The 19,566-nt window shown below is 55.9% G+C and carries 17 protein-coding genes; 4 read left to right on the top strand and 13 right to left on the bottom strand.

Going from position 1 to position 19,566, the window contains the following annotated elements; translation table 11 throughout:
• Nucleotides 1-21: 21 nt before the first annotated feature.
• The 5 genes from ubiA to malK all read right to left on the bottom strand — a co-directional run bounded on the left by ubiA (nucleotide 22) and on the right by malK (nucleotide 5,154).
• Entirely contained in the window at nucleotides 22-891 is an 870-nt protein-coding gene (ubiA, locus tag LJA86_RS20960; protein WP_048030191.1) for a 4-hydroxybenzoate octaprenyltransferase, read from the bottom strand.
• 12 nt (nucleotides 892-903) lie between these two features.
• Nucleotides 904-1,401: a chorismate lyase gene (gene ubiC / locus LJA86_RS20965; protein ID WP_021242729.1), complete on the bottom strand. Its 498-nt coding sequence runs from the start codon at nucleotides 1,399-1,401 to the stop codon at nucleotides 904-906.
• 180 nt (nucleotides 1,402-1,581) lie between these two features.
• The gene (gene malM / locus LJA86_RS20970; RefSeq protein WP_048226423.1) at nucleotides 1,582-2,535 is read right to left on the bottom strand and encodes a maltose operon protein MalM; all 954 of its coding nucleotides are present in this window, start codon (nucleotides 2,533-2,535) and stop codon (nucleotides 1,582-1,584) included.
• Nucleotides 2,536-2,647: 112 nt separating this feature from the next.
• A complete protein-coding gene (locus tag LJA86_RS20975; RefSeq protein WP_074168353.1) occupies nucleotides 2,648-3,973 on the bottom strand; it encodes a maltoporin in 1,326 nt (441 codons plus the stop codon).
• Nucleotides 3,974-4,044: 71 nt separating this feature from the next.
• Nucleotides 4,045-5,154: a maltose/maltodextrin ABC transporter ATP-binding protein MalK gene (gene malK / locus LJA86_RS20980; RefSeq protein ID WP_008500080.1), complete on the bottom strand. Its 1,110-nt coding sequence runs from the start codon at nucleotides 5,152-5,154 to the stop codon at nucleotides 4,045-4,047.
• Nucleotides 5,155-5,524: 370 nt separating this feature from the next.
• On the opposite strand from malK, the gene malE reads away from it, so the two are divergent.
• From malE to malG, 3 genes are all read left to right on the top strand, one after another.
• Nucleotides 5,525-6,715, top strand: coding sequence for a maltose/maltodextrin ABC transporter substrate-binding protein MalE (gene malE, locus LJA86_RS20985; RefSeq protein ID WP_045909150.1), 1,191 nt, complete (start codon nucleotides 5,525-5,527; stop codon nucleotides 6,713-6,715).
• A 120-nt stretch (nucleotides 6,716-6,835) separates the two neighbouring features.
• A complete protein-coding gene (malF, locus tag LJA86_RS20990; protein ID WP_229226684.1) occupies nucleotides 6,836-8,380 on the top strand; it encodes a maltose ABC transporter permease MalF in 1,545 nt (514 codons plus the stop codon).
• Nucleotides 8,381-8,394: 14 nt separating this feature from the next.
• Nucleotides 8,395-9,285, top strand: coding sequence for a maltose ABC transporter permease MalG (malG, locus tag LJA86_RS20995; protein WP_008500077.1), 891 nt, complete (start codon nucleotides 8,395-8,397; stop codon nucleotides 9,283-9,285).
• 97 nt (nucleotides 9,286-9,382) lie between these two features.
• Here malG and psiE read toward each other — a convergent pair whose 3' ends face one another.
• From psiE to pgi, 6 genes are all read right to left on the bottom strand, one after another.
• Nucleotides 9,383-9,793, bottom strand: coding sequence for a phosphate-starvation-inducible protein PsiE (gene psiE, locus LJA86_RS21000; RefSeq protein ID WP_000202963.1), 411 nt, complete (start codon nucleotides 9,791-9,793; stop codon nucleotides 9,383-9,385).
• A gap of 193 nt (nucleotides 9,794-9,986) precedes the next feature.
• The gene (locus LJA86_RS21005) at nucleotides 9,987-12,083 is read right to left on the bottom strand and encodes a YjbH domain-containing protein (protein WP_023345255.1); all 2,097 of its coding nucleotides are present in this window, start codon (nucleotides 12,081-12,083) and stop codon (nucleotides 9,987-9,989) included.
• Nucleotides 12,083-12,820: a capsule biosynthesis GfcC D2 domain-containing protein gene (locus LJA86_RS21010; protein WP_045909148.1), complete on the bottom strand. Its 738-nt coding sequence runs from the start codon at nucleotides 12,818-12,820 to the stop codon at nucleotides 12,083-12,085. Before LJA86_RS21010 ends, LJA86_RS21005 begins: the two co-directional genes overlap by 1 nt.
• On the bottom strand, nucleotides 12,817-13,455 hold the full coding sequence (locus tag LJA86_RS21015) for a YjbF family lipoprotein (RefSeq protein ID WP_024906676.1): 639 nt from the start codon (nucleotides 13,453-13,455) through the stop codon (nucleotides 12,817-12,819). The genes LJA86_RS21010 and LJA86_RS21015 overlap by 4 nt, the downstream gene beginning before the upstream one ends.
• Nucleotides 13,456-13,518: 63 nt before the next feature.
• Complete coding sequence (yjbE, locus tag LJA86_RS21020; RefSeq protein ID WP_008503423.1) at nucleotides 13,519-13,761, bottom strand: exopolysaccharide production protein YjbE; 243 nt, start codon at nucleotides 13,759-13,761, stop codon at nucleotides 13,519-13,521.
• A gap of 367 nt (nucleotides 13,762-14,128) precedes the next feature.
• Nucleotides 14,129-15,778, bottom strand: coding sequence for a glucose-6-phosphate isomerase (gene pgi, locus LJA86_RS21025; protein ID WP_045909146.1), 1,650 nt, complete (start codon nucleotides 15,776-15,778; stop codon nucleotides 14,129-14,131).
• A gap of 374 nt (nucleotides 15,779-16,152) precedes the next feature.
• On the opposite strand from pgi, the gene lysC reads away from it, so the two are divergent.
• Nucleotides 16,153-17,502, top strand: a complete 1,350-nt coding sequence (gene lysC / locus LJA86_RS21030) for a lysine-sensitive aspartokinase 3 (protein ID WP_045909145.1) — start codon at nucleotides 16,153-16,155, stop codon at nucleotides 17,500-17,502.
• Nucleotides 17,503-17,543: 41 nt separating this feature from the next.
• Here lysC and LJA86_RS21035 read toward each other — a convergent pair whose 3' ends face one another.
• Both LJA86_RS21035 and LJA86_RS21040 read right to left on the bottom strand, forming a co-directional pair.
• Nucleotides 17,544-18,332: a DNA polymerase beta superfamily protein gene (locus tag LJA86_RS21035; RefSeq protein WP_229226685.1), complete on the bottom strand. Its 789-nt coding sequence runs from the start codon at nucleotides 18,330-18,332 to the stop codon at nucleotides 17,544-17,546.
• Between the two features lie 4 nt (nucleotides 18,333-18,336).
• On the bottom strand, nucleotides 18,337-19,563 hold the full coding sequence (locus tag LJA86_RS21040; protein WP_229226686.1) for an RtcB family protein: 1,227 nt from the start codon (nucleotides 19,561-19,563) through the stop codon (nucleotides 18,337-18,339).
• Between the last annotated feature and the right edge of the window lie 3 nt (nucleotides 19,564-19,566).

The following is a 19,566-nucleotide window of genomic DNA, read 5'->3' on the forward strand; positions in this document are numbered from 1 at the left end:
GAAGCCGCCACCCGGCTTTTTTTATATGAAGTAGCTCATCGCCAGGCCTAAAAACAGCACCAGACCGACGTAGTTATTGTTCATAAACGCCTTGAAGCAGGCGTCGCGTTCGCGCTTCGCAATCAGCTTTTGCTGGTAGGCAAACAGCAGCCCCGCCACCAGCACGGACCAGTAAAACTCCCAGTTCAGCCCGTTCAGGCGCCCGATCGCCACCATCAGCGCCAGTACCGCGACCTGCAGGATACCGATAATCAGCTTGTCCTGACGGCCAAACAGAATGGCGGTGGATTTGATGCCAATTTTCAGGTCGTCATCGCGGTCAACCATCGCGTATTGCGTGTCGTAAGCCACGGCCCAAAGTATGTTCGCCAGGAACATCAGCCAGCAGCTGAGCGGTAAGGACTCACTAACCGCCGCAAACGCCATCGGAATCGACCAGCCAAACGCCGCCCCGAGCACCACCTGAGGCAGGTGGGTATAGCGCTTCATAAACGGATACACCCAGGCCAGGGCCAGGGCCGCGACGGAAAGCAAAATGGTCATGGTGTTCAGGGTTAACACCAGCAGGAAAGAGAGCAACACCAGAACGATGAACAGCACGCGGGCTTCTTTCCCGGTGACCTGCCCGCTGGGTAACGGACGACCGGCAGTACGCTTTACATGGCCGTCGAATTTACGGTCGGCATAATCATTGACCACGCAGCCCGCCGCGCGCATCAGCCAGACGCCAGCCACGAACACGCCAAGGATCCACAGCGGCGGCACGCCCGGCGTGGCAACCCACAGCGCCCATAGGGTCGGCCACAGCAGCAGCAATGCGCCAATCGGTTTATCGGTACGCATTAAGCGGTGATACGCCAACAGCTTATTCTGCGTCAGGCTCCACTCCATTTTTTCTTCCTCTTAGTACAACGGCGATGCCGGTAAAAAAAGCTCCGTCAGAATTAACGGCTTACCGCTCAGGCGAAGGCGGGAACGACGCCCCCACAGTTCGGCATCACGACCAATCTCAATAAAATCCCGGGTAAGCTCAGACGAGGTGAAAAGGTAACGCCCCAGCGGCGTTTTCCCCAGACGTTGCAGCGCCAGTTCTGGCCCGGAAAGGGTGGACTCGGGCACCACCGTCCGCCCGGCAAGCCACGGCTCGCCATCGGCACAAAGTAAAATTTCACGCAGCCAGTAACGTGGCTCGTGCGGCAGCAGCGGCAGCTCGTTGGCGATCTCATCGCCAGAGACAAACCCTTCCTGAATCAGGGTCACCGTGACCGTTTTTCCCTGCTGCTCAAAACGTTTCGTCATGGAATCTTCCAGCAGCAACCAGTCCAGTTGCTGGGGATCAAGCGCAGGTATTTGGTCGAAATAGCGCAGCGCACGCAGTTGCGTTAGCGCAGGGTGTGACATGCCAGACTCTCCGATACATAACGTAATGGCATTGTATCGCAGAAACACGGATTGAGGGGGGCCAAACGTTATTTAACGATCACGATCGCAACAAGAGTGCAACAGCCCGGCGGAGACGAAAAAAAGTGCGCCCACTCAGGCGCACCAAACGACTAACAAATCAGCACTGCGGGGAAACGGTTACCCCTTGCCTTTTACACTGCTGATAAAGGTGGAACGGGCAGTGGTTGAACCTAAACGTTCGGCTTCATCAAGCAGTTTCAGCGCTTTATCGACATCGCCGCGCTTCACCGCCTGCTTAATGGCGTTGTTGAAGTATTCTTCGGTGTCGTTCAGTACCGGCTCCGCTTTCTTCGCCGGGGCTGGCGCTGCGGTCGCTACCGGTGCGGCTGCGGTGGCAGCAGGTGCGGTATAGGCAGGCGCAGCGGTATTGCCTACAGTGACAGGGCCGGTACCGGAGGAGCCAAACAGCGGGCCGACCAGGACGCTGGATGCACTGCTGGTCGACACTTTCAGCTTCACAAGGCCGTCAGTGGTATGGCGGGCAATCGGGTCCGGGATATCCGGCACGGCGTTACCTACGCCTTTGGCATAGGCCTTAGCGGGATCAAGCAGCGTAGTGGTTTGCTGCAAATCTTTTTCCGTGGTGAAGACGAGTACATAAATTTTCTGCTGACCCAGCGCAGGCGTCAGTCGCATTACCCCTTCGAGGCGGTCTGCGCTCATGACGCCGGGTTCCTGATAGGTAAAGTATTCGCTCGGGAAGAACGCAGAAGGCGTCATGTTCTGGTCAAGGATCAGCACGTTCGGGGCAAAGACGCTGGTCTGTTTATTGACTTCACTGGAGAGCGTTAACGTCAGTTCGCCAATGTTAGCGGGCACGCTGTATGCGACCACCGGGCCACTGATGCCTGGAACATTAAGCGGTTGTCCCCCCGTCGAGAGCTGGGTCGTTTGGGCTTTAGATTGATCGACAGGCGTCCAGACCAGCTGTTGCAACGCTGCGGCCGGTATGGCCGGCGCGGATGTTGTGTTTTGCGGAACGAAATTCACATTAGCGAGCGTTACAGCAGGCGCGCTCGCCAGCAGCCCTGCGGATAAACAAAGGGCAAGGAGAGTTTTGTTCATTTTCATTGTTATCACCTCAAAATGCACAGGTCAGCGGTAGCCAGGCAATAGCGCGCCGTCCCAAGGATTGAGGGGCTTGCGCCCCTCAGTTTGGTCATTACGTCAGGTTAAGACGGTATTACCACCAGATTTCCATCTGGGCGCCGAAGGACCACTCGTCGTTGTCACCGCGGCTGTAGGTTGTGGCTTTGGTATCGCTTTTTGCAATGCCGTTGTCATAACCCCATTTCTCATCCCACTTCGCGTAAGTTGCGAAGACACGGATCGCTGGACGGGACCAGATGCTGTCACCGGCCTGCCATTGCTGTGCAAGGGTAATTTTGTACTGGTTGTTGGTATCGTCAGTTTTCTGCGACTTAACGTTGTCGTAGCCCACTTCAAGCAAGGTGCTCATGATTGGCGTCCATTTATACATTGGGCGCACACCCACGGTGTACCAGGTCGTACCGTTGTTGTCGTCACGATCGATATCCTGATACATACCGACGTACATCAGATCCCAGCTGTCACCCAGAGAGATCGCACCGTGGTCGAGAATACGAACCAGAGAGCCGTTGTTGTTGATCTTGTTGTCTACAACACCAATTTCAGCGTCTTTGTCATAGTTGTTGCCGGTGAAGGAACCCTGAGGAATACCTTTGCCCTGAGTGGTCATTGCATCGGTAGCGTACTGGACAACAAACTTGTTGTAGCCTTTCAGCATGCTCTGGGTATGTTCAGCGGTGAACATCCAGCCATCTTTAGATGCGCCGTCAGCGAAGCTGTAACCGTCAGTTTTGTTAGCTCGGCCATAGTCAACACCCAGCTCCAGCGTACCGCCCGGGTTGATTTCCATCTGCGCTAAACGCACATCGAAGACGTCGTTAGCGGTGTCTTTGAAGTTATGATAGATATCGTTGCTGGTGAAGATGTATGAACCGCCCGCTTCCTGAGAACGGGTCGCGGCCAGAGACAGTTTACCGAAGCCCAGATCGACGTTTTCGATACCCGCACCAGGACCTGAAATATCCCAGTAGTAGAAGTCGATCATGTGGACGTCATGACGCTGATAGAAGCGCTTACCGGCCCAGATGGTGGAACCTGGCAGCCACTCAATCAGGTTTTTACCCTGCACGTTGGCTTCACGGAACGCAGGATCAGTGGCTTCCCAGTCGTTCTGTTGCGCCACGGAGTACGCTACGTTGGTGTCGAAGTAGAAGCTCTTGTCGCCTTCTTTCCACACTTCCTGGCCCAGCTTCAGTTCCGCATAGGTTTCACATTCGTTACCCAGACGGTATTTACTTTGAGCACCGGTTGCCTGGAAGCACTGTTGTTCGCCGCCACTCCCCGTCCAGCCGATACCGGAACGAGCATAACCATGGAAATCCACGGCCATTGCCTGAGCAGACATTACGCCCGCTGCGACGGCAACTGCCAGAGGAAGTTTGCGCAGAGTAATCATCATTCTATCTCCTGAGATCATTGCTTTTCTTTGAACACTTCACCTGTCGGTTTCGTGTCTTCTTTTGGGATTGCTTAAACGCCTGGCTCTTTGTGCAACCGACGACATGCAGTGCCATCCTCACGGAACAGATGGCAGCGCTCTGGCGGCAAGCCGATAGCGAATGTGGCACCCTCTTCTACCAACACCACGTCGTTCTGGCGGTAGACCAGGTTCTGACGGATGGCGGGGATCTGGATATGAATCTGTGTTTCGTGACCAAGCTGTTCGACGACCTGAACCTCACCTTCCAGCGTCACATCGGCGATGTGGCTCGGCAGTAAATGCTCAGGACGAATACCGAGGGACATGTTTGCCCCCACCTGTACGTTGGCGCTGTCGACCGGCAGCCACACCTGCTGGCGGTTTGGCAGCTCCACCTGTACCTGTTCAATCGCGGTCGCGGTCACTTTGACGGGCAGGAAGTTCATCTTTGGCGAGCCAATAAAGCCCGCAACAAAGCGGTCTGCCGGGTAGTGATACAGCTCCAGCGGTTTGCCCACCTGCGCCACGCGGCCGGCATCCAGCACCACAATTTTGTCGGCGAGGGTCATCGCTTCGACCTGATCGTGGGTGACGTAAATCATCGTGCGGCCAAGACGCTTGTGCAGACGGGAGATTTCGATACGCATCTGGACGCGCAGGGCGGCATCCAGGTTGGAAAGCGGTTCATCGAGCAGGAAGACGCGCGGCTCGGCGACCAGGGTACGACCAATCGCCACACGCTGACGCTGACCGCCGGAAAGCGCTTTCGGCTTACGCTCCAGCAGGTGCGCCAGCTGTAACACTTCCGCCACCTGCGTCACGCGCTGGTTAATGACCTCTTTCTTCGCGCCAGCCAGCTTCAGACCAAAAGACATGTTCTCGGCGACGGAAAGATGGGGATAGAGAGCATAAGACTGGAACACCATGCCTACGCCACGTTCGGCAGGCGGGATGTCATTCATTCGGGTATCACCGATCAGCAGGTCGCCGCTGGTGATGGTTTCAAGACCGGCAATCATACGCAGCAGAGTTGATTTACCGCAGCCTGATGGGCCGACAAATACCACGAATTCACCTTCGTGGATGTCCAGATTGATGTCTTTCGACACCACAACGTCACCCCAGGCTTTCGTTACATTACGCAGCTGTACGCTCGCCATGCCCTTCTCCCTTCGTTACAACCTGTCACCGACAGAAACATTCAAGATAAGTTCACTATGGGGTATCCATTACTTTCCCGAATCCTCCACCCCCCGGCTTTTTTATGGGGGAGGAGGCGGGAGGATGAGAGAGCAGGCTCTGCGACCGGCACGGGCGGGCCAGGGCAAAATTCGTGAAGCCGCCTGCAAAATTCAGTGCGTTTTTATGTGCGCCAGCACTCATAACTTAAATTTATGCAACAGAGATCACACAAACGGGGGGTGGGGCGTAGGGGTTGGGAGGATGGAAAGAGGATGTCAAATAAGGAGACTGAGTCACGTTGAACCACTGAAGTCATACCACGAGACATCACCAAAAAGGATGGCAGATATGAATATCAAGACTGGCGCACGCGTTTTCGCATTGTCCGCCCTCGCAGCAATGATGATTTCCGCACCGGCGCTCGCCAAAATTGAAGAAGGCAAACTGGTTATCTGGATTAACGGCGACAAAGGCTATAACGGCCTGGCCGAAGTGGGCAAAAAATTCGAGAAAGACACCGGCATCAAAGTGACCGTAGAGCATCCGGACAAACTGGAAGAGAAATTCCCGCAGGTTGCGGCAACCGGCGACGGCCCGGACATCATCTTCTGGGCGCATGACCGTTTCGGCGGTTACGCGCAGTCTGGCCTGCTGGCTGAAGTCACCCCGGACAAAGCGTTCCAGGACAAACTGTTCCCGTTCACCTGGGATGCCGTTCGCTATAACGGCAAGCTGATCGCGTACCCTGTCGCGGTCGAAGCCCTGTCTCTGATTTACAACAAAGACCTGGTCCCTAACCCACCGAAAACCTGGGAAGAGATCCCGAAACTGGATAAAGAGCTGAAGGCGAAAGGTAAATCCGCCCTGATGTTCAACCTGCAAGAGCCGTACTTCACCTGGCCGCTGATTGCTGCCGACGGCGGTTACGCGTTCAAGTTTGAAAACGGCAAATACGACGTTAAAGACGTGGGCGTCGACAGCGCAGGTGCGAAAGCGGGTCTGACCTTCCTGGTTGACCTGATCAAGAACAAACACATGAACGCGGATACCGATTACTCCATCGCGGAAGCGGCGTTCAACAAAGGCGAAACCGCGATGACCATCAACGGTCCGTGGGCCTGGACCAACATCGATAAGAGCAAAATCAACTACGGCGTGACGCTGCTGCCAACCTTCAAAGGCAAGCCGTCTAAACCGTTCGTTGGCGTGCTGAGCGCAGGCATCAACGCTGCCAGCCCGAACAAAGAGCTGGCGAAAGAGTTCCTCGAAAACTACCTGCTGACCGATCAGGGTCTGGATGAAGTGAACAAGGACAAACCGCTGGGCGCCGTCGCGCTGAAATCTTTCCAGGATCAGCTGGCGAAAGACCCACGTATCGCGGCCACCATGGATAACGCCCAGAAAGGCGAAATCATGCCGAACATCCCACAGATGGCCGCATTCTGGTACGCCACCCGTACCGCGGTTATCAACGCTGCAAGCGGTCGCCAGACCGTTGATGCCGCGCTGAAAGATGCTCAGGGTCGTATTACTAAGTAAGCAGAAAAACGGCGGGTAGCGCGTGCGCTTACCCGCCCTACGACTACGGCACGATCCGTAGGTCAGGTAAGCGCAGCGCCACCTGACGATAAGATTCCACCGTTGTAGAGGAAGAACCCCATGGATGTCATTAAAAAGAAACGCTGGTGGCAAAGCGACGCGCTGAAGTGGTCAGCGATCGGTCTGCTGTGCCTGCTGGTGGGTTACCTTGTTGTTTTAATGTACGTACAAGGGGAATATCTGTTCGCCATCATGACGCTGATTTTAAGCTCTGCTGGCCTGTATATTTTCGCCAACCGTAAAGCCTACGCCTGGCGCTATGTCTACCCTGGCGTGGCCGGGATGGGGCTGTTTGTTCTGTTCCCGTTGATTTGTACCGTCGCCATTGCGTTTACCAACTACAGCAGCACCAACCAGCTTGCGCAGGAACGCGCGCAGCAGGTCCTGCTGGACCGCTCATACCAGGCAGGCAAGACCTTTAACTTCGGCCTCTATCCTGCAGGCAATGAGTGGAAGTTAGCGCTCACTGACGAAGCAAGCGGGAAATACTATGTCTCTGACGCCTTCAAATTTGGCGGCGAGCAGAAGCTGACCTTAAAAGAGGCGCAAGCCCTGCCGGAAGGTGAACGTGCCAACCTGCGCGTCATTACCCAGAACCGTCAGGCGCTGACCCAGCTCACCGCCGTGCTGCCGGACGAAAGCAAAGTGATCATGAGCTCGCTGCGCCAGTTCTCAGGCACCCAACCGCTCTATACCCTGGCGGATGACGGCACGCTGACCAACAACCAGAGCGGCGTGAAATATCGTCCGAATAATGACATTGGTTTCTATCAGTCCATTACTGCCGACGGCAAATGGGGTGATGACAAACTCAGCCCGGGCTACACCGTCACCATCGGCTGGGACAACTTTACCCGCGTGTTTACCGACGAAGGCATTCAGAAACCGTTCTTCGCCATCTTCGTCTGGACGGTGGTCTTCTCCGTACTGACCGTGATCCTCACCGTGGCCGTGGGCATGGTGCTGGCCTGTCTTGTCCAGTGGGAATCCCTGAAGGGCAAAGCGATCTACCGCGTGCTGCTGATTCTGCCGTATGCCGTGCCGTCGTTTATCTCAATTCTGATTTTCAAAGGGCTGTTTAACCAGAGCTTCGGTGAAATCAACATGATGCTGAGCGCCCTGTTCGGCATCAAACCGGCCTGGTTCAGCGACCCAACTACCGCCCGCTCGATGATCATCATCGTGAATACCTGGCTGGGCTATCCGTACATGATGATCCTGTGCATGGGGCTGCTGAAGGCCATCCCGGATGACCTGTACGAAGCTTCGGCGATGGACGGTGCGGGCCCGTTCCAGAACTTCTTTAAGATTACGCTGCCGCTGCTCATCAAGCCGCTCACCCCGCTGATGATTGCCAGCTTCGCCTTTAACTTTAACAACTTCGTGCTGATTCAGCTGTTGACCAACGGCGGCCCGGACCGCCTGGGCACCACCACGCCGGCAGGCTATACCGACCTGCTCGTGAGCTACACCTACCGTATCGCCTTCGAAGGCGGCGGCGGTCAGGACTTCGGTCTGGCGGCGGCGATTGCCACCCTGATCTTCCTGCTGGTAGGCGCACTGGCGATAGTGAACCTGAAAGCCACGCGTATGAAATTTGACTAAGGAGGGCACTGAACATGGCTATGGTACAACCCAAATCTCAGAAACTGCGCCTCCTGGCGACGCATTTAGGCCTGCTGATTTTTATCGCGGCGATCATGTTCCCGCTGCTGATGGTAATCGCCATCTCCCTGCGTTCGGGTAACTTTGCCACCGGGAGCCTGATCCCGGACGAAATCTCCTGGGAGCACTGGAAGCTCGCGCTGGGCTTCAGCGTGGAGCACGCGGATGGCCGCGTCACGCCACCGCCGTTCCCGGTGCTGCTGTGGCTGTGGAACTCGGTGAAAATCGCAGGCATTACCGCGATCGGTATCGTGGCGCTGTCCACCACCTGCGCTTACGCCTTTGCCCGTATGCGTTTCCCGGGCAAAGCGACGCTGCTGAAAGGGATGCTGATTTTCCAGATGTTCCCGGCGGTGCTGTCGCTGGTGGCGCTGTACGCCCTGTTTGACCGCCTGGGCCAGTACATTCCGTTTATCGGTCTGAACACCCACGGTGGCGTGATCTTCGCCTACCTTGGCGGTATCGCACTGCATGTGTGGACCATTAAAGGCTATTTCGAAACCATCGACGGTTCGCTGGAAGAAGCGGCCGCGCTGGATGGGGCTACCCCGTGGCAGGCGTTCCGCCTGGTGCTGCTGCCGCTGTCGGTGCCGATTCTGGCGGTGGTGTTTATCCTGTCGTTTATCGCTGCGATCACCGAAGTACCGGTTGCCTCACTGTTACTGCGTGATGTGAACAGCTACACCCTGGCCGTGGGTATGCAGCAATACCTCAACCCGCAAAACTACCTGTGGGGCGACTTTGCCGCGGCGGCCGTACTCTCTGCCATCCCGATTACCGTGGTGTTCCTGCTGGCGCAGCGCTGGCTGGTCAACGGCCTGACGGCGGGCGGTGTGAAAGGTTAAGTTTCATTTTGTTATGCCACTGCAACCCTCAACTTTAGACGTATTGTATTGACCCAACTTGTGACTGTTGTTAGGCGGCCTCCGGGCCGCCATTTTTTTATTCGCGTTTCAGCCGCTTCGAGTTACACAGCCAGAGGGTGATCACCAGCAGCAGGATCGCCGCCGAGTAGATCAGCACGTCGAGCGGGGATTTATGATCGACGATGATCAGCCGCACAATCGCGGTGATCCCGATGTAGACAAAATAACGCAGCGGGAAGTGAAAGCCGGACTGAAAATACTTCACAATCAGGGCGATAAATTCAAAGTAGAGAAAGTAGACCACCAGTCCTTCCACCAGCGCATATTTGCTGGTTTGTTCAGGGGCAAACAGCACATCCGCCAGATGCACCGTCTCCTTACCCAAAAAGACGACCAGTATCAGGCCAAGGCTCAACAGACCGAGGTTCAGCACGGTCTGGAGGATAGTTGAGATAAACTCAACGCGCGGGCGAGTCAGGGATGTCATACAGCACCTCATTCTCCAGGGCGAGGTTTCTGTATAACGCAAAAATGTGACGGAGATCTATATTTTTTGTTTATGTTTAGCGCACCGGAGAGGATTCCCCTCACCCCGGCCCTCTCCCCAAAGGGGCGAGGGGGAAAAGACAGCACCGAGCGATCCCCTCTCCCCTTTGGGGAGAGGGTTAGGGTGAGGGGCATCAGCGGAAGTTAATGTTCTTGTCGCTGGTCATATCATACAGCTGGAACTTACGTCCAAGCTGCTGACCGCCGTCGCGCGTCAGCGGCGTCCAGCCGATGGCCGCGCGGCTGCGGGTTGGACCGGATGAGAACAGATCCAGCGGAATCGACACGTAAACCCCTTTGGTGAAGTCCCCTTCCCCGTACTCGTCCGGCGAGACGTTGGTAATGGTGGCGTAGCCGCCCACCACGACGCCGCTGTCGAAGTGTTTGGAGATGTCCAGCGTGCCGCCCTTGTCGCCCGCCAGGTACTGGCCGACGCTGGCTTTCACCAGCACGTCAGGCGCGAACGACGGCGTCCAGTAGGCGGTCAGGTGGCCGGTTTTGACGCTGTAGTCGGTGAACTTCATCATGTCCTGGGCGCTGCGCCAGTCACGCTGTTTGACGTAGTTGGCATCAATCCCGAACGCCCAGTTGCTGTCGACAGGACGATAAAGCACTTCTGCCCCCGCGCCGCCGTACATGGTTTCCAGATACCCGCCGTACACCTGGCCGTAGAAGCCATTGCCGAAGTACTGGAAGTAGTTGGCCTGCAGGTTATTCACGTAGGCATCGTTCTGCACGTACTCACGCACGCGGGTACGCACGCGCGGCAGCGTCGAGTCTTTTGGCGGATTGGTGTAGTTGAACTTGTCGTAGTTGTTGGCGATGTTGCCGAACAGGCTGCCGGTGGTCAGCAGGTGGTCGGTGAGCCACAGATCCGCCGTCGCCATGACGCCCAGCTGATACATGTAGAAGTTTTCCGGCCCGCCGACGGACTGGTTCAGCACCGGATCGATATGGAAATCGAAGCGCGACTTGTCGATATACCAGCCCTGCTCGGTGGTCTCCGGCACGATCGGCTCAACGCGTTTTTGCACCAGCTCGGTTTCATGCCCAAGCGGTTCGCCTTCCAGGTGGCGCTTAAGGCTGGCAACGTCCGTTTCCGTCGTCACCTGCGGCAGGTTGAGACGGTTCTCCGTCACGCGGATCGTGCGGATCCCGTCCGGGAGATCGTTCATGATGATCCGGTTGGCGCGTTCGATCCCTTCACGCGAGTCGCGGTATTTCACCTGCTCGCCGGTGACGTACAGCGTATCGCCTTTCACCTGAATTTTCGGATCCGCCAGACCGGCATTGTATTTCAGCAGCGTCAGCTGGTTTGCCACCACGGAGTGCTGCAGAATCGCATCCTGCGGCTCCGGCTGGTATGCAGGCCGCGCGTTATCATTGTAGTGCGGCCGCATGTCGTTAAAGTTGGTGCGCAGCGTGAAGCCAAACATTACCGTATTGCCGCGCTCGTAGCTGAGGTTAACGTCGGCCCAATCGGTGACGCGATAAATGGCGCCGACGTTAAACTTGCTCTTCTGCTCAATCTTCCCGGCGAAGTCCTGCGAGTAGTCATTCCCCTCGTACTCCAGCTTCAGGCGTAAAGGCTGCCAGGGCGTCTGATATTCAACACCGCCAAACAGTGACGCCGGACCGTGGAACATCTGGTCACCGTTGATGGAGCCCGCTTTCTGGTAGCTGTTATCGCGGTAGCAGTATTTATCGCTGTAGGAGCAAAACGGGTTTTTCACGTTGCCGCTGGTGCCAAGATAGCCCCATCCCAGACCGAGCGAGAAGTCGAACGGCCCCCAGGCCTTGCTGGCCACGATGTATTCCGCGTCAAACAGGCCGGTACCGCCGATATCTTTGGCACCCACGGAGACCTGCGGCATCCAGTAGCTCTCTTCCCACAGGCGCAGCTTGACGTCGAAGGCTTTATCTTTGTAGGTCTGATCGCCTGAGAACGCCTCGACGCTGCTGTATTGTTTCGTCCGCACGTCGGTATAGCGCAGCGTGGTTTCAAGCCACGGGAACAGCTGCACCGACGCCGAGTAGTAGCGATACTGGTCGTTATCACGGTAGTTAAGGCTAATTTCCCCTTCACGCGCCATACGCGCGGTGGGCGTTTGCAGTAAACCGACGCCGCCGAAGTCTGACTGAGACGGGCCAATGGGTGCCGGATACGTTTCTGCATGGCAGGCGGCACTCACGCAGAGCGCCAGCATGCTGTAGAGATAGGTTCTTTTCATTATTCCGGTATCCGCTGAATCAGGGAGTGAAGGATATCGGCGTTAAGCCCGTCATACGCCTTCGTCCAGAAATGGTCGGCAAAACCGACAAAAATAATGCTGCCCGGCATGGGTTCGATATGACGCTTATTCCAGTAAGCGACAGGGGCTTTTTGCGTGTGGCCGTCAGGGTAAACCACCCAGGCGTAGCTGTTATCCGCGCCGCTCAGCAGACTCTGCTCGTCGAGATAGCTCGCCACGTCACGACCGGGGGTAAAGGGCTTCTTACCTGGGCTGCTGATAAGCCCCATCACGGTCACCGTCGTCGGCTTCGCCGGAAGCCAGAGCGTATAGTCCCCTTCCAGCGTGGGGTTGCCGTTTTCCGTGACGCGCACGTCATCCGGGTCAAGATTGACGTTCTGTCGGCCCGTCACCTTCAGCGCCTGCAGTTGCTGACGGACGCTATTAATGGCCGCCGCGTCGTCGCCATCTTCCTGTTCCGCGAGTCCCGTTAGCCTGGCAAGAAGCGCCTTGTGCTGCTGTTCCGCTTCCACGGTCTTCTGCCGTTCAGCGATGACCGCGCCTGGCCACCAGCTGTTGGCGAGCCTTGGCTGTCCGACAAGATCGAGCAGGTGTTCGGCGTGGGTTAAGGTTTTGGGTTTTTCACTGTCCGGCGTGTAGACCTTTACTGTCCCGGCGGACCATGCCAGCGGCGCGGCAAAACTGGCGATAAGCGCAACGTGAATGAGCGTTTTCATGATTTCGCCGCCTTGATCAGGGTGGTTTTGACCGGGAAGAAACCGGCACCGAGATACTGTAAGGACTGACGGATCTGCCCTTCCTCGTCGATCCAGAAGCGGTTATGCCAGGTGGCCTGGTCGGTGGTGACCTCTTCATCCAGCACGCGAACCTGCGTTTCGTCGCTGCCGACTTTCACGCTGTCGGTGCCGTCCCAGCGGAAGGTCGAGCGTGCCGTGGCGTAACGCACCTGCTTGTGTTCGGTCCAGCCCATCGTGCGCGTCCAGCCTGCGCCGTCGGCGATCTGGTTCGGCTTGATCAGCGGGTCGTCGGCGATATTATTCACCTCCAGCAGGTTATCGCCGCCCAACAGGGTTTTCACGATACGGCCATGCTGCGTCACGATGGTGGCCTGATCCTGCGTCACCCATTTCTGCTGCCCGTTTTCATCGAAAGCGAGCACCACAAACAGTTGCGGGCCATCGTTAAGCTGCATGTACTGACTGGCATAGGGCATGTTCTGAAGTTCGTCATCGGTCAGATGCACGCCCGGTGTGCCGAACAGGCTTTCCCACAGTGAGTTTCCCAGCCCTTTAGTGGTGGCCGAGCACGCCTGCAGCAGCAGGCAAATCAGAATGATTGCAGGTCGCTTCACGACTCTTCTCCGAAGGGGCGAAATAACCACACCGAAGTGTGGTTATGATTAAAACACCCGCTATTACTGGGTGCTGGTTGTCGTGGTGGTCGTGGTTCCGGTGTTGGAGCCATCACCGCCACCGGTTGCCGCCAGCGCGACACCCACGGCTGAACTTACGGTGCTGGCGCTGGCTGCGGTAGAACTCCCCGCAGACGCAGACGTCGCAGCCGACCCTGCCGCTTCCCCGACCTGAACCGGAGCTGCATAGACAGATGTCGCCGCAAGCGCAGATATGGCAAAAATGCCATACAGTACTTTCTTCATAACAATTTCCCTTCAATGAATGAATGGAGATTTGCCCGAAAAGAATTTCAGGCGGAATCGAGTATACACAACTACTGCCGCGGGTTTGCCGTAAGGGGAAATAGGGAGAGGGTTTTCGGACTAATGGATAAAACCGAAATGAAAGGAAAAACAGGAAAATATATAACTAATAAAAATCAATAAGTTATAATATATAGATATTAACTGACTTCTGCGTATTTTCTTAAAATAAACCGCAGCAATTAACGGGTTAAGCGTCTTTTTCGGATTAAACTCAGAACCAGAATTTGAGTTAACTAACAGACATCAGGAATTATCCGATAAAAAAATGCCGGCATTAAGCCGGCACGTTTTCATGACGTTTTAATTACGCACGCCATGCTTTATAACGGTTGATCAAACCATTGGTCGAGCTGTCATGGCTGGTAATCGCTTTATCATCACCCAGCTCTGGCAGAATACGGTTTGCCAGCTGTTTGCCCAGCTCAACGCCCCACTGGTCAAAGGTGAAGATGTTCAGGATCGCGCCCTGCGTGAAGATTTTGTGCTCGTACAGAGCAATCAGCGCACCCAGGCTGAACGGCGTGATTTCGCGCAGCAGGATGGAGTTGGTTGGACGGTTGCCTTCGAACACTTTGAACGGGACAACGTGGTCCAGCGTGGCCGGATCTTTACCCTGGTCGCGGTATTCCTGCTCTACCACCTCGCGGGATTTACCGAACGCCAGCGCTTCGGTCTGGGCGAAGAAGTTGGACAGCAGCTTCGGATGGTGATCGGACAGCGGGTTATGGGTGATAGCCGGCGCGATGAAATCGCACGGTACCATTTTGGTGCCCTGGTGAATCAGCTGGTAGAAAGCATGCTGGCCGTTAGTACCCGGCTCGCCCCAGATGATTGGGCCAGTCTGGTAGTCCACCGCGTTGCCATTACGGTCAACGTATTTACCGTTGGATTCCATGTTGCCCTGCTGGAAGTACGCAGCAAAGCGGTGCATATACTGGTCGTACGGCAGGATCGCTTCGGTTTCAGCGCCGAAGAAGTTGTTGTACCAGATCCCGATCAGCGCCAGCAGTACCGGCAGGTTTTTCTCTGGTGCGGTGGTGGAGAAGTGTTTGTCCATCGCGTGCGCGCCGGAGAGCAGCTCAACGAAGTTGTCGAAGCCCACGGACAGGATGATGGACAGGCCAATTGCAGACCACAGAGAGTAGCGGCCACCAACCCAATCCCAGAACTCGAACATGTTCGCGGTGTCGATACCGAACTCGCTGACGGCTTTACCGTTGGTAGACAGCGCCGCGAAGTGTTTCGCCACGTGCTTGTTGTCGCCCGCGGTTTTCAGGAACCAGTCGCGCGCGCTGTGGGCGTTGGTCATGGTTTCCTGGGTGGTAAAGGTTTTAGACGCAACCAGGAACAGGGTGGTTTCCGGGTTCACGTTCTTCAGCACTTCGGCGATGTGGGTACCATCGACGTTAGACACAAAGTGCATATTGAGGTGGTTTTTGTACGGACGCAGCGCTTCGGTCACCATGAACGGGCCGAGGTCAGAACCGCCGATACCGATGTTTACCACGTCGGTGATCGCTTTGCCGGTGTAGCCTTTCCAGCTACCGGAGATGATCGCTTCGGAGAAGGTTTTCATCTTTTCCAGCACCGCGTTCACTTCCGGCATAACGTCTTTGCCGTCAACGATGATTGGCGTATTGCTACGGTTACGCAGAGCGACGTGCAGCACGGCACGGTCTTCGGTGCGGTTGATCTTCTCACCGGAGAACATGGATTTGATGGCGTCCGCCAGCTCGGTTTCTTTCGCCAGATCCTGCAGTTTTGCCAGCGTCTCTTCGGTAATGCGGTTTTTAGAGAAATCCACCAGCATCAGGTCGTCGAAGGTCGCGGAGAACTTGTTGAAACGATCGGCATCTTTCGCGAACAGATCCGCGATGGTGACGTCTTTCATTTCATCAAAATGTTTCTGGAGTGCCTGCCAGGCAGCGGTCTGCGTTGGGTTGATGTTTTTCATTAGCAATACTCTTCTGATTTGAGAATTGTGACTGCGGTCGATTGTAGCGCCTGCAAATAAAAATTGTGATGGTTTTTATGCCATTGCCCTGGCCTGCATCAAACACAGGTGAAAAGACCCGAAAAGTATAGCTGCTGAAGCGCCTTCCAGGAGCGGTGAAATGTCGGTCAAAATGCCCTAAAACGGAGCATAAAATCTGGCCCTGTTATAAGTCCTGTTTCTCAGGGGTACCCCCCCATAAAAAATCCGCATAATCCCAGCATTGACAGGACCTCCCCCGCATTTTATTTATAGGGCCGTATTTTGCGCCTGCACCTGTTTTCGTTTCACTCTTGTGCCAAGGTCGCTTATTCATTCCCTGACACGAGGTTGTTATGACGAGTTTTGTGGTCGCCAAATTTGGCGGCACCAGTGTGGCCGATTACGATGCCATGAACCGCAGCGCCGATGTGGTGCTGGCCGATCCGAATACCCGCCTGGTGGTGCTGTCTGCATCTGCCGGCGTGACGAACCTGCTGGTTTCTCTGTCTGAAGGACTGGAAGCGACAGAACGTTTCGTGAAGCTGGATGCACTGCGCAAAATTCAGTTCGACATTCTTGAGCGTCTGCAGAACCCGAACGTCATCCGCGAGGAAGTGGAACGTCTGCTGGAAAACATCACCACCCTGGCAGAAGCCGCCTCGCTGGCCACCTCCACCGCCCTGACCGACGAGCTGGTCAGCCACGGTGAGCTGATGTCCACCCTGCTGTTTGTGGAAATCATGCGCGAGCGTAACATTCAGGCGCAGTGGTTTGACGTGCGTAAAGTGATGCGCACCAGCGACCGCTTTGGCCGCGCCGAGCCGGACGTTGAAGCACTGGCCGAGCTGACCAATCAGCAGCTTGCCCCGCGTCTGGCTGACGGCATCGTGATCACCCAGGGCTTTATCGGCAGCGAAGCGAAGGGCCGCACCACCACGCTTGGCCGTGGCGGCAGCGACTACACCGCCGCGCTGCTGGGCGAGGCCCTGCATGCCACGCGCGTGGATATCTGGACTGACGTTCCGGGTATTTACACCACCGACCCGCGCGTCGTTTCTGCGGCGAAACGTATTGATGTGATCGCGTTTGAAGAAGCGGCGGAAATGGCCACCTTCGGCGCGAAAGTGCTGCACCCGGCAACGCTGCTGCCTGCTGTGCGCAGCGATATTCCGGTCTTTGTCGGCTCCAGTAAAGATCCAAAAGCGGGCGGCACGCTGGTCTGTAAGAAAACGGAAAACCCGCCGCTGTTCCGCGCCCTGGCCCTGCGCCGTCGCCAGACGCTGGTGACGCTGCACAGCCACAATATGCTGCACTCCCGCGGTTTCCTGGCGGAAGTGTTTGGCATTCTGGCGCGCCACAACATCTCCGTGGATCTGATCACCACCTCTGAAGTGAGCATTGCGCTGACGCTGGACACCACCGGTTCTACCTCAACCGGCGACACCCTGCTGACGCAGTCGCTGCTGATTGAGCTGTCTGAACTGTGCCGCGTGGAAGTCGAAGAAGACCTGGCGCTGGTTGCCATCATCGGTAACAAGCTGTCACGCGCCTGCGGCGTGGGCAAAGAGGTGTTTGGCGTGCTCGACCCGTTCAACATCCGCATGATTTGCTACGGTGCGTCCAGCTATAACCTCTGCTTCCTGGTGCCAGCCGATCAGGCCGAGCAGGTGGTGCAGAAACTTCATCAGAATTTGTTTGAATAAGCGCAAGAATGGCCCGGGCGTTTTCACTACCGGGCCATTCTTTAGCTTTTCATTACTGTTCTCATCAGCAACGAATCCAGATCTTTTAAATTTCCTTCTCTGCTGTCGGGTAGTACCGGCGGCACTTCTCCTCTCACCAGCTCACTTTGCAAAAAAGCATGGAGTAAGGGCCGTTTAGGACCATATTCCGCTTCACCTGCGCGCTGTTTTATTTCCAGTAATGCATCGATTTCCGCACGTAACGGCGCACACAGTTCGCTCCCGGCAAGCAGTTCGGCAAAACGCATCGGTGGAACGCCTTTCCCCGCTTCTACCCACCGCGCCGCCAGCAAAGGTCGCAGAACATAAAAGTACTTTTTCAGCCGAACCGTTTCCCCCTGTAAATATCCACGGAAGTTTTTTCGGGCCATCGAGTAGTAATGCCAGCGGGCGCGCAATGGCGAAAACCACGCAGGTATTAGCGCACGCAACTCGGCCAATACCGTCTCATCCTCCTGATAAACAACAGGGGAATCCAGCCACTCGATAAGCGTCGGGTTTGCCCCCTTCAGCAGGCCCAGTGCCTTGCGCCATTCCCAGCCACAAACGTCCAGTTCATTATCTATCGGCAGCTCGATCACATCCCGCTGGGATTCGACGCGCAGATACCATTCTGGGCGGTGAACGTACAAAAACCGCACATCATAATCGCTATCCGGTGAGGCAAATCCCCATCCCCGGCTGCCCGATTCACAGGCGTAGAGCACGCGCACGTTATAGCGCTGCTCTATATCGCGAAGTTGCGCGCAGACACGTGCGCGCATCGCGCTATCAACATCGTTGTTGCTCATTTTTTTATCCTTTTACACACACTACCTGACGCAGGGTATGAACGATTTCCACCAGCGACGATTGCGCGGCCATCACGGCATCAATGTCTTTATAGGCCATCGGCGTTTCATCGATCACCTCATTGTCTTTGCGACACTCTACGTGAGAGGTCGCCTGAATATGGTCGCTAAGGGTAAAGCGTTTTTTTGCCGCCGTTCGGCTCATCACTCGCCCAGCGCCGTGGCTGCAGGAACAGAAGCTTTGCTCGTTGCCGAGGCCACGCACGATGAAGCTCTTTACGCCCATTGAGCCCGGAATAATCCCCATCTGCCCTTTCTGCGCCGACACCGCACCTTTGCGCGTGATCAATACCTCTTCCCCAAAGTGATGCTCTTTCTGCACATAGTTGTGATGGCAGTTAACCGCCTCCTGCTGCGTAATAAAGGGCTTTGTCACTTCGCGAGAGAGCGCCGCCAGCACGCGCGACATCATCACTTCCCGATTGTGGCGGGCAAAATCCTGCGCCCACTCCACCGCCTCGATGTAGTCCTCATAGTGACGACTCCCCTCCTGAAAATAGGCCAGATTTTTATCCGGCAGATGTCCCAGGTGATGCTGCATATCCTGCTGTGCCAGGGCGATAAACACATTACCGATGGCGTTTCCTACGCCGCGCGAGCCGCTGTGCAACATCACCCAGACGCGCTGCTGCTCATCGAGGCAAATTTCAATAAAGTGATTTCCGGTACCCAGCGTGCCCAGATGCTGGTAGTTGTTGGTTTTCCGCAACTGCGGGTATTTATCCGTGAGTTGTTTAAAACGTGGGGCCAGCACCCACCAGCGATCGTCCACTTCTTTCGGTGGCGTTTCCCACGCGCCTTTATCCCGTCGAGAACGGGTATTGGTTCTCCCATGCGGTACTGCCTGTTCAATGGCGCTACGTAAACCGCTGAGATTATCCGGCAAATCACCGGCCACCAGCGACGTGCGAACGGCAATCATCCCGCAGCCAATATCTACGCCAACCGCCGCAGGAATAATTGCCCCTTTGGTCGGGATCACGCTGCCGATGGTTGAGCCTTTACCGAGGTGAACGTCGGGCATCACCGCAAGGTGTTTGAAAATAAACGGCATCTTTGCGGTATTCAGTAACTGCGCCTGTGCCTCTGGTTCCACGGGCACACCGTGAGTCCACATTTTGATCGGGGCGCCGTATGGCGCTGTCAGTAATTCAAAATCATTCTGTTGCATTGC

The sequence above is a fragment of the Enterobacter sp. TCD1-1 genome (genome assembly GCF_020567405.1).
Taxonomy (GTDB): domain Bacteria; phylum Pseudomonadota; class Gammaproteobacteria; order Enterobacterales; family Enterobacteriaceae; genus Enterobacter; species Enterobacter quasiroggenkampii.